General features: G+C 67.8%; 14 protein-coding genes. 8 read left to right on the top strand and 6 right to left on the bottom strand.

The window, feature by feature from the left end; genetic code table 11:
- The first annotated feature begins 61 nt into the window (after positions 1-61).
- From ACXN5S_RS12230 to ACXN5S_RS12210, 5 genes are all read left to right on the top strand, one after another.
- Entirely contained in the window at positions 62-658 is a 597-nt protein-coding gene (locus tag ACXN5S_RS12230) for a TetR/AcrR family transcriptional regulator (protein WP_458605711.1), read from the top strand.
- A gap of 62 nt (positions 659-720) precedes the next feature.
- Complete coding sequence (locus tag ACXN5S_RS12225; RefSeq protein ID WP_458605710.1) at positions 721-1,593, top strand: TIGR01459 family HAD-type hydrolase; 873 nt, start codon at positions 721-723, stop codon at positions 1,591-1,593.
- Positions 1,594-1,673: 80 nt separating this feature from the next.
- Positions 1,674-2,612: a bifunctional riboflavin kinase/FAD synthetase gene (locus ACXN5S_RS12220; RefSeq protein ID WP_458605709.1), complete on the top strand. Its 939-nt coding sequence runs from the start codon at positions 1,674-1,676 to the stop codon at positions 2,610-2,612.
- Positions 2,605-3,060 (top strand): YcgN family cysteine cluster protein, encoded by a 456-nt coding sequence (locus ACXN5S_RS12215; RefSeq protein WP_458605708.1) that lies wholly within the window; start codon positions 2,605-2,607, stop codon positions 3,058-3,060. The genes ACXN5S_RS12220 and ACXN5S_RS12215 overlap by 8 nt, the downstream gene beginning before the upstream one ends.
- 14 nt (positions 3,061-3,074) lie before the next feature.
- A complete protein-coding gene (locus ACXN5S_RS12210; protein ID WP_458606048.1) occupies positions 3,075-4,106 on the top strand; it encodes a threonine aldolase family protein in 1,032 nt (343 codons plus the stop codon).
- Positions 4,107-4,153: 47 nt separating this feature from the next.
- Here ACXN5S_RS12210 and ACXN5S_RS12205 read toward each other — a convergent pair whose 3' ends face one another.
- Both ACXN5S_RS12205 and radA read right to left on the bottom strand, forming a co-directional pair.
- On the bottom strand, positions 4,154-4,717 hold the full coding sequence (locus ACXN5S_RS12205; protein ID WP_458605707.1) for a CvpA family protein: 564 nt from the start codon (positions 4,715-4,717) through the stop codon (positions 4,154-4,156).
- Positions 4,717-6,126 carry a DNA repair protein RadA gene (radA, locus tag ACXN5S_RS12200; protein ID WP_458605706.1) on the bottom strand — a complete coding sequence of 470 codons (1,410 nt, stop codon included), beginning with the start codon at positions 6,124-6,126 and terminating at the stop codon, positions 4,717-4,719. Before radA ends, ACXN5S_RS12205 begins: the two co-directional genes overlap by 1 nt.
- Before the next feature lie 387 nt (positions 6,127-6,513).
- Between radA and ACXN5S_RS12195 the strand changes: the two genes are divergently transcribed.
- Together ACXN5S_RS12195 and ACXN5S_RS12190 are read left to right on the top strand one after the other, a co-directional pair.
- Entirely contained in the window at positions 6,514-7,353 is an 840-nt protein-coding gene (locus ACXN5S_RS12195) for a cytochrome b/b6 domain-containing protein (RefSeq protein ID WP_458605705.1), read from the top strand.
- Positions 7,350-8,099: a molybdopterin-dependent oxidoreductase gene (locus ACXN5S_RS12190; RefSeq protein ID WP_458605704.1), complete on the top strand. Its 750-nt coding sequence runs from the start codon at positions 7,350-7,352 to the stop codon at positions 8,097-8,099. Before ACXN5S_RS12195 ends, ACXN5S_RS12190 begins: the two co-directional genes overlap by 4 nt.
- Before the next feature lie 35 nt (positions 8,100-8,134).
- On the opposite strand, the gene ACXN5S_RS12185 is transcribed toward ACXN5S_RS12190, so the two are convergent.
- Complete coding sequence (locus ACXN5S_RS12185) at positions 8,135-8,734, bottom strand: DsbA family protein (protein WP_458605703.1); 600 nt, start codon at positions 8,732-8,734, stop codon at positions 8,135-8,137.
- 115 nt (positions 8,735-8,849) lie between these two features.
- Between ACXN5S_RS12185 and ACXN5S_RS12180 the strand changes: the two genes are divergently transcribed.
- Positions 8,850-9,869: a ribose-phosphate pyrophosphokinase gene (locus ACXN5S_RS12180; RefSeq protein ID WP_458605702.1), complete on the top strand. Its 1,020-nt coding sequence runs from the start codon at positions 8,850-8,852 to the stop codon at positions 9,867-9,869.
- Positions 9,870-9,963: 94 nt separating this feature from the next.
- Here the strand turns inward: ACXN5S_RS12180 and ACXN5S_RS12175 are convergent, their stop codons facing one another.
- The 3 genes from ACXN5S_RS12175 to atpD all read right to left on the bottom strand — a co-directional run bounded on the left by ACXN5S_RS12175 (position 9,964) and on the right by atpD (position 12,265).
- A complete protein-coding gene (locus ACXN5S_RS12175; protein WP_458605701.1) occupies positions 9,964-10,317 on the bottom strand; it encodes an H-type lectin domain-containing protein in 354 nt (117 codons plus the stop codon).
- Between the two features lie 103 nt (positions 10,318-10,420).
- Positions 10,421-10,831 carry a F0F1 ATP synthase subunit epsilon gene (locus tag ACXN5S_RS12170; protein WP_458605700.1) on the bottom strand — a complete coding sequence of 137 codons (411 nt, stop codon included), beginning with the start codon at positions 10,829-10,831 and terminating at the stop codon, positions 10,421-10,423.
- 12 nt (positions 10,832-10,843) lie between these two features.
- Positions 10,844-12,265 (bottom strand): F0F1 ATP synthase subunit beta, encoded by a 1,422-nt coding sequence (atpD, locus tag ACXN5S_RS12165; RefSeq protein WP_458605699.1) that lies wholly within the window; start codon positions 12,263-12,265, stop codon positions 10,844-10,846.
- Positions 12,266-12,295 lie beyond the last annotated feature (30 nt).

Genomic DNA, 12,295 nt, shown 5'->3' with positions numbered 1-12,295 from the left:
ATTACTGGTTACAAAAAACGTAAGTTGTAGCTTCCTGGCCGTCAAGGCGAAGGAGATTTCGATGCCCCGCACGGGCCTGACAGCCGAAGAACTGCGCGAAAAAGCGACAGATGTTGCCCTGCAGCGCATGCGCGAGGTCGGCTATTCCAAGGTCCGCCTCACCGATGTCGCCGCGGCGCTCGATGTCTCTCATGCCGCGCTCTATGCGCATTTCTCCTGCAAGGCGGGGCTGCTCGACGCCGTCGTGCGCCGCTGGCTGCTGGAGACGGAAGAGGCGCTGGCCCGCATCGTCGCCGGCCCCGGCAGCGCCGAAGAGCGCCTGATCGACTGGGTGCTCACCCGCCACCGCATGTCGCGCCAGCGGGCCTTGCATGACCCCGAGCCCTTCGCCGCCTTCGACTTTGCCTCCGACAAGGCGCGCCCCGTCATCACCGCCCATCTTCAGGTACTGACGGGCCAGATCGCCGCCCTGCTGGCCGAGGCGGGGCTCTCGGGCGGGCCCGGCGACCACCCTGCGCAAGTGATGATGGAGGCCATGCGCGCCTTCCAGCACCCCAGTTTCGTCGCCCATCACGTGGCGGACGACCGCGAGCCTCTGATGCTCGAGGTCGTGCGCACGGTTCTTGCCGGCCTGCGCGCGGGCGGCGCCTCGCAATAAGCGCCCCACTGGCCCCGCCGCGCCTTTCCCGCTAAGGCAGAGGCGCAGCTTTTGGAGCCCCCATGACGCAGATCATCGACAGCTTCTCCGAGATTTCGGAGAATTACGAAGCCGCCCTCGTCGACCTCTGGGGATGCATGCACAACGGCGTCTCGGCTCATGCCGAGGCCGTCGCCGCCATGCAGGCCTTCCGCGCCAAGGGCGGCAAGGTGGTGCTGCTCACCAACGCGCCCCGCCCCCGCGCCCATGTCGCCCGGCAGATCGCCGAGCTCGGCATTCCCGAGGATTGCTACGACGTCATCGCCACCTCGGGCGACAGCGCCCGCGCCGCGATGTTCGAAGGCGTGGTCGGCTCCAAAGTGTTCTTCATGGGCGAGGAGAAGGACGAGACCTTCTTCAAGCCGATGGAAGTGATAGACGACCCCGAGCCGATCACCACCGTGCCGCTGCAAGAGGCCGAAGGCATCGTCTGCTGCGGCCCGTTCGACCCCTACGCGCCGCCCGAAGAGCTGCGCCCGCAGCTGCTGCTCGCCAAGACGCGCGGGCTGAAGCTGCTCTGCGCCAACCCCGACCTCGTGGTCGACCGGGGCGACAAGCGCGAGTACTGCGCCGGCGCCGTGGCGAAGCTCTATGAAGAAATGGGCGGCGAGGCGCTCTATTTCGGCAAGCCGCATCCGCCGATCTACGATCTGGCCCGCCGGCGGCTGGCGCATCTGGGCGATCTGCCCAGCGACGCGCGCATCATCGCCATCGGCGACGGCATCGGCACCGACGTGGCCGGCGCGCTCGGCGAGGATCTCGATTGCATCTTCATCACCGGTGGCCTCGCGGCGCAGGAGACGAAGACCGACCGTCAGCCCGATGCCGCGGCGCTCGATGCCTATCTCGGCGAGCACATGCTCTCGCCGACTTATGCCATGGGCTTTCTGCGCTGAGCGCCCCCGCCCGGATGACGCGGAGGCCTGGCCGCATGCCCCACCTTGCGCCTCCTCCGCGCCGGGGCTAGCCATTCGCCATGCGCATCTTCCGCGACAGCCTGTACCTTGAAGACGACGCCCGCGGCGCTGTCGTGGCCATCGGCAATTTCGATGGCGTGCATCTCGGCCATCGCGCCGTGATCGACGCTGCCCGCGACGAAGCCGAGAAACTCGGCGCGCCGCTCGGGGTGATGACCTTCGAGCCGCATCCCCGGCAGGTCTTCGCGCCCGACGCGCCGCCCTTCCGGCTGATGAGCCCCGAGGCGCGCGCGCACCGGCTGCGCAAGATCGGTATCAATTACCTCTACGAGCTGCCCTTCACCCGCCAGCTCGCCAGCCTCACGCCCAAGGCCTTCGCCCGCGACGTGCTGGGCGAGCAGCTCGGCATCAGCCATGCCGTCATCGGCGCCGATTTCCGCTTCGGTGCAGAGCGCGCCGGCAATGCCGAGATGCTGGCCGAGTTCGGCGAGCAGTACGGCTTCGGAGTCTCCGTGGCGCCGCTTCTGGAACTGGGCGGGCTGGAGGTATCCTCCACCGCCATCCGCAAGGCGCTCAGCGAGGGCCGCCCGCGCGATGCCGCCGCCATGCTGGGCCATTGGCACCGCATCGACGGCACGGTCATCCGGGGGGACCAGCGTGGCCGAGAGCTGGGCTATCCCACTGCCAACCTCTCCATCGCCGGGCTGCACCCGCCGCGCTTCGGCGTCTACGCCGTGAAGGTCAGCGTGCTGACCGGCCCGCATGAGGGCGAATACGACGGCGCCGCCTCTATCGGCGTGCGGCCGACCTTTGGCGTCAACGCCCCCAATTGCGAGACCTACCTGCTCGATTTCCGCGGCGATCTCTACGCCGCCGAGATCTCCGTCGCACTGGTCGAATATCTTCGCCCCGAGCTGAAATTCGACGGCGTCGACCCGCTGATCCTGCAGATGGACAAAGACTGCCAAGAGGCGCGGGCGATCCTGGCCGATGCCTGATCTGCGCCTGGAATTCTGGCGCCACTACCGGCTCGACCGGCTGACCCAGGCCGAGTGGGAAGCGCTCTGCGACGGCTGCGGCAAGTGCTGCCTCAACAAGCTGGAGGATGCCGAGACGGGCGAGGTCGCCCTCACCCGCGTCTCCTGCCGGCTGCTCGACACCGGCACCTGCCGCTGCAGCCATTACGAGAACCGGCGCGACTACGTGCCCGAATGCATCCAGCTCACCCCGAAGACCATCCAGAAGCACATGTATTGGCTTCCCGCCACCTGCGCCTACCGGCTCGTCCATGAAGGGCGCGACCTCTACGACTGGCATCACCTCAAGAGCGGCAGCCTTGAGGCCGTGCACGAGGCCGGCATCTCCATCGCCGGGCAGGCCGTCTCCGAAAGCGAGATTTCGGAGGACGATTGGGAGGACCACATCATCGAGGAACCCGGCACATGACCACGAGCTCCGACCTGAACTTCTCCTCCGACAACGCCGGCCCGGCCCATCCCAAGGTGATGGACGCGCTGATGCGCGCCAACGAGGGTCATGCCTCGGGCTATGGCGCCGATGCGCTGACCGAAGCGGTGACGGGCCAGATCCGCGAGCTCTTCGGGGCGCCGGAGGCCGCTGTCTATCTGGTGGCGACGGGCACGGCGGCCAATTCGCTGGCGCTGGCCTGCCTCGCCAAGCCCTGGTCGGGCATCTTCTGCGCCCCGACGGCGCATGTGCAGGTCGATGAATGCAACGCGCCGGAGTTCTTCACCGGCGGCGCCAAGCTGATCCCGGTGACGGGGCCCGACGGCAAGATCGGCGCGGCCTCGCTGGAGGCGGCTATCCTGAAGGAAGAGACCCGCGGCGTGCACGGGCCCCAGCGCGGACCGGTCACGCTGACGCAGGCGACCGAGACGGGCACCACCTACAGCCAGACCGAGCTGGAGGCGATCGGCGCCGTTGCCGGCCGCTTCGGCCTGAAGCTGCACATGGACGGCGCCCGCATCTCGAACGCGCTGGCCGCCTCGAACCGCTCGCCGGGCGAGATGGTCGAGCAGGTCAGCGCGCTCAGCTTCGGGGGCACCAAGAACGGCCTTCTCGGCGCCGAGGCGGTGGTGCTGTTCGACCCCGAGCTGGCCTGGGAATTCGAGCTGCGCCGCAAGCGCGCCGGGCACCTCTTCTCGAAACACCGCTACCTCGCCGCGCAGTTCAACGCCTATCTCACCGATGGTCTGTGGATGGACATGGCCGCCCGCGCCAATGCCGCCGCCGCGCGCCTGAGCACGGGGCTGGTGGCGCAGGGCTACCAGCTGGCCTGGCCGACCGAGGCGAACATGGTGTTCTTCCGCGCCCCGCGCCAGGTGCATGAGGCGGCGATGGCGAAAGGGGCCGTCTACCACATGTGGGACGATGCCACCGAAAGCCCGGATGCGCCGATGACCGCCCGCCTGGTCTGCGACTGGTCGAAGACCGACGAACAGATCGACAGGTTCCTGGAGCTGCTGTCCTGAAGTCCTGAGGCCGGGCGAGCGGCGGGCAACCCCCGCCGCCTCAATCCTTAGATCGCTTCGCCGGTGCAGGCGCCGACGAGGCTGGCGTATTGCGCCTGGAACCAGCCCAGCGCGCTCTCGGGGTTCTGCTCGGCAATGGTGCCGGTCAGGCGGCCGAACACGGCGGCAGCGCGGCTGTCATCCACCATGGGCACCGACTGGGCCGACAGCACCGTCTCGTAGACGAAGAAGGCCACGGCGCAGAGCAGGATGCCGCGCGCCACGCCAAAGAGAAAGCCCAGGCCCTGATCCACCCCGCCGAGCGCCGAGCGCTGCACAAGGCTGGAGAAGAGCGGCGTGAACAGCGAGAACACGATCAGCGCCAACGCGAAGACGGTGAAGAACGCCGCGATCACCGACAGCTCGCAGCTGTCGCCGATGAAATCGCCGACAACGGGGATCTGCTCGACCAGCGGGCGCACCTCATCGGCGAAGATGAAGGCCAGAATGGCGGCGCCGACCCAGGCTGCGATGGCAAGCGCCTCGCGCACAAGGCCGCGGGAATAGGCCAGCAGGGCCGACAGGATGATGACGATCGCCACCACGCCGTCGATCAAGGTGAAACCGTCCATCAGTTCTCCTGCTCTGGCCCATCGCCAGGATGGTCGCCGCTCAGATCTGTGCCGAAGGTGTCAGTCACAAAGCCGGCGATCTCGTCACTTTCCATGAGCCGCATCTCGCTGCGACCCGCGGCGCCCCGGCCTCTCAGCCTTGGCAACGCCGCCGAGGTGAAACCAAGTTTTTTGGCTTCTTTCAACCGATTTTCGGTCTGCGGCACCGGACGCAGGGCGCCGGAGAGGCTGATCTCGCCAAAAAAGACACAAAGCGAGGGGAGCGCGCGGCCCTGAAGAGCCGAGAGCAGCGCCGCCGCGATGGCCAGATCGGCCGCGGGCTCGGTGATCCGCAGGCCGCCGGCAACGTTCAGATACACGTCCTGCCCGGCGAAAGAGATGCCCGCCCGCGCCTCCAGCACCGCCAGCAGCATGTTGAGCCGCCCGGAATCGAGGCCGAGCACCGAGCGACGCGACTGGCCCGGAGGCGCCGGCGCGACAAGGGCCTGGATCTCGCAAAGCAGCGTGCGGCTGCCCTCGATCCCGGCGAAGACGGCAGAGCCGGGCACTTCGGCGCCCCGGTCGGAGAGGAAGAGGGCCGAGGGGTTCTTCACCTCCGCCAGCCCCTTGCCGGTCATCTCGAAGACGCCGATCTCGTCGGCAGGGCCAAAGCGGTTCTTCACCGCACGGAGGAGGCGGAAGGCATGGCCGCGCTCGCCCTCGAAATAGAGCACGGTGTCGACGAGGTGCTCGATCACGCGAGGGCCGGCGAGCGCGCCCTCCTTGGTGACATGGCCGACGAGCACGATGGCGCTGCCCCGCCGCTTGGCGAAACCCACCAGCTCCTGCGCCACGGCGCGCAACTGGCTGACAGAGCCGGGCGCGGCATCGAGCCCGTCGTGCCAGATCGTCTGGATCGAATCGATGATGACGAGGCCCGGCGGGTTGGCATCGAGCGTGGTGAGGATGTCGCGCAGGTTGGTGGCGGCGGCGAGCTTCACCGGGCTCTCGGCCAGCCCCAGCCGCTGGGCGCGCAGCTGGATCTGCGCCGCCGATTCCTCGCCGGAGACATAGAGCACATCCAGGCCTCCCCGCGCGAAGCGGGCCGCGGCCTGCAGCAGCAGCGTCGACTTGCCGATCCCTGGATCGCCGCCGAGCAGGATGGCCGAGGCCGGCACCAGCCCGCCGCCGAGCACCCGGTCGAGCTCTGCCACGCCGGCGGCGCGGCGCGGCTCATCGACGGCGGTGGCGGCCAGATCGGTCAGCTCGATGCGGTTGCCGCGAGAGGCGAGCTTCTTCGCCCCCGGCCCGTCGGACAGGGCGCCCTGCTCGACAAGCGTGTTCCAGGCCCCGCAGGCATCGCACTGGCCCGACCATTTGGCATGGGCGGCGCCGCAGGCGGAGCAGATGAAGGGGGCATCCTTGGCCATGCGCCCTTTTGGCAGGCAGGCGCGGCGGCGTCCATCGGGGGCGGTGAGTTGGGGGCGCCGCCGCCATCTCGCCCTCCACCCTGCACGACGGCTGCGCGCCGGGCGAGCGCCTGCCCGTGGGGTGGCGTCCTGCCCTTCCCGCTGCGGCGATTTATGCTGGCCACACCCCTCCCCAGCGGCGGGCTAAGCGCTGCCTTCACCAGAGCGCCAGCCCGCGGGGACGGGCAGGCGCTCGCCCGGCGCCTTCGGCTTGGCTCCGGGCGGGGTGAGGAGCGGCACAGTCGGGTGGAAAGACCTTCGCCCCGCGGCGTCCCGCCTCACCCTCCTTTCATTAGGGTCACATCCCGGCCCCGTGCTACCGTCCCCCCGTACAAGTGTGAGGATGTCATGGTAGACGAGGCAGACGAGGCAGAGCGCCCGCCGCAGGGCGGCGACATGGTCTACCGCCACCGGATCTCCACCCGGCTCTGGCACTGGGTGAATGCCGTCGTTCTGATCGTCATGCTGATGAGCGGGCTGATGATCTTCAACGCCCATCCCGCCCTCTACTGGGGCCAGTACGGCGCCAATCCCGACCCATCCTGGCTGCAGATCGGCACGACCGATGGCGAGGGCTACCTGCGCATCGGCAACCTCCAGCTCCAGACCACCGGCGTCCTCGGCCTCTGGTCCGACGCCGAGGGCGAACTCCGCGCCCGCGCCTTCCCATACTGGGCCACGATCCCCTCGCGCTATTCGCTCGCCGATGCCCGGCTCTGGCATCTGACCTTCGCCTGGATCTTCGGCACCTCGATCGTGCTCTATCTCGTCTGGTCGCTCATCAACCGGCACCTGTGGCGTGACATCGTCCCTCGCCTTGCGGAGCTTCGGCCCTCCCATGTCTGGGGCGCCATCAAGCACCACGCCATGCTCCGCCTGCCGCGCGGCGAAGAGGCACGGCACTACAACGTGCTGCAGAAGATCAGCTACGTGCTGGTGATCGTTATCCTAATCCCCACCATGGTGCTCAGCGGGCTGACGATGTCGCCCTCGATGAATGCCGCCTGGCCCTGGCTGCTCGACCTCTTTGGCGGCCGGCAATCGGCGCGCTCGGTGCATTTCATCGTCGCATGGATGCTGGTCGCCTTCATCATCGTGCATCTGCTGATGGTGCTGCTCGCCGGACCGATCAACGAGATCCGCTCGATGATCACCGGCCGCTACCGACTGCCGAAGGAAAAGCCATGACCCGCCTCCTCACCCGCCGCCGCCTGCTCACCGTCGCGGCCCCGGCCCTGCTGCTGGGCTGCGACCGGCTGAACGCCGCGCCGAGCTTTCGCGAGTTCCTGGGGCTGGGCGAAAAGCTCTCCTATGGGGCGCGGAGGCTGTTCAATGGCGACAGCCTCGTGCGCGAGTATAGCGAGGCCGAGATGTCGCCCGACTTCCGCACCAACGGCACCACCATGCCGCAGGGCGCCGAATACCGTCGCTGGATGGAGACCGGCTTTGCAGACTGGCGCCTGAAGGTGGGCGGGCTGGTCGATGAGCCCTACGAGTTCTCGCTGGACGAGCTGCGCGCCCTGCCCGCCCGCACCCAGATCACCCGCCACGATTGCGTCGAAGGGTGGAGCGCCATCGGCCAGTGGACGGGCCCGCAGCTCTCCGAAGTGCTCTCCCGCGTCGGCCTGCAGGACGAGGCGCGCTACATCGTCTTCCGCTGCGCCGACAGCTTCGGCCTCGCGCCCTATTACGAGAGCATCGACCTGAACGACGCCTTCCATCCCCAGACCATCCTCGCCTACGGCATGAACGGCGCCGACCTGCCCGTCGGCCATGGCGCGCCGGTGCGGCTGCGGGTCGAGCGGCAGCTCGGCTACAAGAACGCCAAGTATCTGGTGGGGATCGACGCGGTCGCCAGCCTCGCCGAGGTCGGCGGCGGCAACGGCGGCTATTGGGAAGATGCTGCCAACTACGAATGGTTCGCCGGCATCTGAGCAAGCGGCAGGGCCCGCGCCCCGCCGCCGCTACTTCAGAGCTTGCCGGCGAGGTAGTCGTCGAGCTGCTCCAGACGGTCCTGCCCCCAGAACCGCTCGGTGCCGTCGACAACGAAGAACGGCACGCCCACGGCACCGGCAGAGACCGCCTCTTCGCCGTTCTTTGCGTAGGTCTCCGCCCCGGCCAGCAGGCCCTTGTCGGCGAGGCTGGGGTCGAAGCCGCCCTCCTGCAGCGCCGCGCGGATCACCTCGTCCTCTGCTATGTCCTTCTCTTCGGCCCAGCTGGCGCGGCTGATCGCCGCAAGCGCCTTGGCCACATCGCCGCTGCCATCCTCCTGCCCCGCGATCAGCGCGTAGGAGGCGGGGGCCGCATTCGTGGGCCAATGTGCGGGAGCCGGGTTCAGGGGCACACCGGCGCGCTTGGATTCGCGGCGCAGCTCCTGCCCGCGCAGCTCACGCCGGTTAACGTGCCGCTCCTTCATGGGAACGGCCCCGACCGCCCCGAACAGGCCGGAGATATCGAGCGGCTTGTAGGTGATCGTGGCGCCGTGTTTCGCGGCGATCTCGGCCGGGCGGGTGCCCGCGAGATAGACGAATGGCGACAGCACAGACAGGTAATAGTCGATATGGGCCATTGGGGTCCTCCTCCCACTCACTGGTTTGCGGGACGGTAGGCTTGTGTTAGGCGGTGTCAACGACACGAATCTGTTGCGTTGCCGCCAAGGTTCGCCCCCCGAGAGGTCTCTCCCCATGCCAGCACTGCACGAACCCAAGCTGATCGCGGGCAACGCGAATCAGCCCTTGGCCCGATCCATCGCACGCCGAATGTCGATGCACCGAGGCATGAGCGTGGGTTTGGTGGAGGCGCGGGTCGAGCGCTTCAACGACCAGGAGATCTTCGTCGAGGTCTACGAAAATGTCCGCGGCGAGGACATGTTCATCATCCAGCCGACCTCGAACCCGGCCAACGACAACCTGATGGAGCTGCTCATCATCGCCGATGCGCTCCGCCGCTCCTCCGCCAGCCGCATCACCGCCGTGATCCCCTATTTCGGCTATGCGCGGCAGGATCGCCGCACCAAGGCGCGCACGCCGATCTCGGCCAAGCTGGTGGCCAACCTCATCCACGAGGCCGGCATCGAGCGGGTGCTGACGATGGATCTGCACGCCGCGCAGATCCAGGGCTTCTTCGACATTCCCGTCGACAACCTCTACGCCGCGCCGATCTTCGCGCTCGACATCGCGCATAATTTCCGCGGCCGCCTGCAGGACGTGATGGTCGTCTCGCCCGACGTGGGCGGCGTGGCGCGGGCCCGTGAGCTGGCACAGCGCATCGGCGCCCCGCTGGCCATCGTCGACAAGCGCCGCGAGCGCGCCGGCGAAGTGGCCGAGATGACAGTGATCGGCGATGTGAGCGGCAAGAGCTGCATCATCGTCGATGACATCTGCGACACCGCCGGCACGCTCTGCAAGGCCGCCGAAGTGCTGATGGAGGGCGGCGCCAGCGAGGTACACGCCTATATCTCGCACGGTGTGCTGAGCGGCCCGGCTGTGGAGCGGATCGAGAAGTCGGTGATGAAATCGCTGGTAATCACCGATTCCATCGCGCCGACCGAAGCGGTCGCCGCCTGCCCCAACATCCGCATCGTGCCGACAGCGCCGATGTTCGCGCAGGCCATCCTGAACATCTGGAACGGCACCTCGGTGAGCTCGCTCTTCGACCATGAAACGCTGACGCCGATCTACGAAGGCATGTACTCGGCAGCCTGAGCCCGCCGGCGACCTCTTATCCCCGCACCAGCGCCCGGGCGCCGGGCGGGGGCGGAGCGGAGCGGAGATGGGCCGCCCGCGAGGTCGACCGCCCCTAGTCCTCCACGTCCCACATCTCACCGTCAGGCACCTGGCCGATGGCCTGCCAGGCGGCATGGACGCGGGCGATCCTGGTGTCGCCCCATGTCTTGAAGACAATGACGAACCCGTCCGTCCCCACATCCACCGCCCGGATCTCGGCCCTCAGATTGGCCCCGGAATCGAAATCCCAGAGCGCGATGGAGCAGGTGACGGAGGGCGGTGTCAGAAACGGCCGGCTGAAGGCGACGTCGCGGCGCACCTCGCGCGGCCCCTGCCCGGCCCACATCGGCCCGTTGTCGCTGAAATCGGAGAACAGGCTGCAATCGCCCTGATCCACCGCCACAAGGCCGGTGCCCAATATCTTCATGGCGCTATCCCCTTCTCCGCACTCGAATATCGGCGGAGGGGGCGCCGCAATGCAAGAGGGCCCCGCCAAGGGGGCCCTCTGCAATCACATCAGACAGGCTGGCTCAGGCGCTGACGCCAAGCTCCCGGCCGACGGCATCGAGATCGGCGAGCGTCTTGTTCGCCTCGTCGGTGCTGTCGCCCTGGCCCTTGGCCTGCTCGAGCGTGACATTCGCACTCTCGCGCAGGCGACCCATCAGCTCGCTGTCCACCTCGGCGCGCGGCGCCGCCATCTCGGCGAGCACCGAAACGCTCTTCGCCGTGATCTCGGCAAAACCGCCGGAGACGAGATATTCATCGACCCCGCCGCTGTGGTGAACCTTCAGAAGGCCCGGCCGCAGCGTGGTGATCGTCGGCGCATGGTCGGCCATGGCCGTCATGTCGCCATCGGCGCCCGGGATGTCGACGGAGGTGGCCTCAAGCGAGGCCAGCCGCCGCTCCGGGCTGACGAGATCGAACTGGACCGTATCGGCCATCGTTAGTCCTCCTTAGGCCGCGGCGGCCATTTTCTCGGCCTTGGCGACGGCGTCCTTGATGCCGCCGACCATGTAGAAGGCGCCTTCGGGCAGGTGATCGTACTCACCGGCGACGACGGCCTTGAACGAGGCGATGGTGTCTTCCAGCGGCACCTGGATGCCCGGGGAGCCGGTGAAGACCTGCGCCACGTCGAAGGGCTGCGAGAGGAAGCGCTGGATCTTCCGGGCGCGCGCCACGGTCAGCTTGTCCTCTTCCGAGAGCTCGTCCATTCCGAGAATGGCGATGATGTCCTGCAGCGACTTGTAGCGCTGAAGGATACCCTGCACGTCACGGGCGACGTTGTAGTGCTCTTCGCCAACGATCTGCGGGTCCATCAGGCGCGAGGAGCTGTCGAGCGGGTCCACGGCCGGGTAGATGCCGAGCTCGGAGATGGCGCGGGAAAGCACCGTCCGGGCGTCGAGGTGGGCGAAGGTGGTGGCGGGCGCCGGGTCGGTAAGGTCGTCGGCGGGCACATAGACGGCCTGGATCGAGGTGATCGAGCCGTTCTTCGTCGAGGTAATCCGCTCCTGCATCGCGCCCATGTCGGTCGCCAGCGTCGGCTGGTAGCCCACGGCAGAGGGGATGCGGCCCAGAAGGGCGGACATCTCGGAGCCGGCCTGCGTGAAGCGGAAGATGTTGTCCACGAAGAACAGAACGTCGGTCCCGGTCGAGTCGCGGAACTGCTCGGCCAGCGTCAGGCCGGTCAGGGCAACGCGGGCACGGGCGCCGGGCGGTTCGTTCATCTGGCCGTAGACCAGGGCGATCTTCGATTCCGGCAGGTTCTCGGTGTTCAGAACGCCGGATTCGATCATCTCGTGGTAGAGGTCGTTGCCCTCACGGGTGCGCTCACCCACGCCGGCGAACACGGACAGGCCCGAGTGCACCTTGGCGATGTTGTTGATGAGCTCCTGGATGAGAACCGTCTTGCCCACGCCGGCACCGCCGAAGAGGCCGATCTTGCCGCCCTTGGCGTAGGGGGCGAGCAGGTCGATGACCTTAATGCCGGTCACGAGCACTTCAGCCTCGGTGGACTGGTCTTCGAAGTTCGGCGCCGGCGCGTGGATGGCGCGGGTCTCTTCGGCCTCGATGGGGCCCTTCTCGTCGATCGGCTCGCCGATCACATTAAGGATGCGGCCCAGCGTGGCGGTGCCCACGGGCACCGAGATCGGCGCCCCGGTGTCGGTGACGGCGGCGCCGCGCACGAGGCCTTCGGTGGCGTCCATGGCGATGGTGCGCACGGTGCTCTCGCCAAGATGCTGGGCCACTTCGAGCACCAGCTTCTTGCCGTTGTTCTCGGTGGTCAGCGCGTTGAGAATGGCCGGCAGCTCATCGTCGAACTGCACGTCCACCACGGCGCCGATGACCTGGGTAATCTTGCCCTTAGATTCAGCCATGATTGCGTCTCCGGTTCTTGGCCGCCCCTT

The sequence above is a fragment of the Pseudoroseicyclus sp. H15 genome, from assembly GCF_054353345.1.
This window is presented reverse-complemented; position numbering and strand designations above follow the sequence as displayed.

Coding starts and splice junctions, on each gene's coding strand:
- ACXN5S_RS12205 (WP_458605707.1), bottom strand. CDS start 4,717: ATGGACGGTTTCACCTTGATCGACGGCGTGGTGGCGATCGTCATCATC.
- ACXN5S_RS12170 (WP_458605700.1), bottom strand. CDS start 10,831: ATGGCCGATACGGTCCAGTTCGATCTCGTCAGCCCGGAGCGGCGGCTG.
- ACXN5S_RS12190 (WP_458605704.1), top strand. CDS start 7,350: ATGACCCGCCTCCTCACCCGCCGCCGCCTGCTCACCGTCGCGGCCCCG.
- ACXN5S_RS12225 (WP_458605710.1), top strand. CDS start 721: ATGACGCAGATCATCGACAGCTTCTCCGAGATTTCGGAGAATTACGAA.
- ACXN5S_RS12215 (WP_458605708.1), top strand. CDS start 2,605: ATGCCTGATCTGCGCCTGGAATTCTGGCGCCACTACCGGCTCGACCGG.
- ACXN5S_RS12185 (WP_458605703.1), bottom strand. CDS start 8,734: ATGGCCCATATCGACTATTACCTGTCTGTGCTGTCGCCATTCGTCTAT.
- ACXN5S_RS12175 (WP_458605701.1), bottom strand. CDS start 10,317: ATGAAGATATTGGGCACCGGCCTTGTGGCGGTGGATCAGGGCGATTGC.
- ACXN5S_RS12180 (WP_458605702.1), top strand. CDS start 8,850: ATGCCAGCACTGCACGAACCCAAGCTGATCGCGGGCAACGCGAATCAG.
- radA (WP_458605706.1), bottom strand. CDS start 6,126: ATGGCCAAGGATGCCCCCTTCATCTGCTCCGCCTGCGGCGCCGCCCAT.
- atpD (WP_458605699.1), bottom strand. CDS start 12,265: ATGGCTGAATCTAAGGGCAAGATTACCCAGGTCATCGGCGCCGTGGTG.
- ACXN5S_RS12220 (WP_458605709.1), top strand. CDS start 1,674: ATGCGCATCTTCCGCGACAGCCTGTACCTTGAAGACGACGCCCGCGGC.
- ACXN5S_RS12195 (WP_458605705.1), top strand. CDS start 6,514: ATGGTAGACGAGGCAGACGAGGCAGAGCGCCCGCCGCAGGGCGGCGAC.
- ACXN5S_RS12230 (WP_458605711.1), top strand. CDS start 62: ATGCCCCGCACGGGCCTGACAGCCGAAGAACTGCGCGAAAAAGCGACA.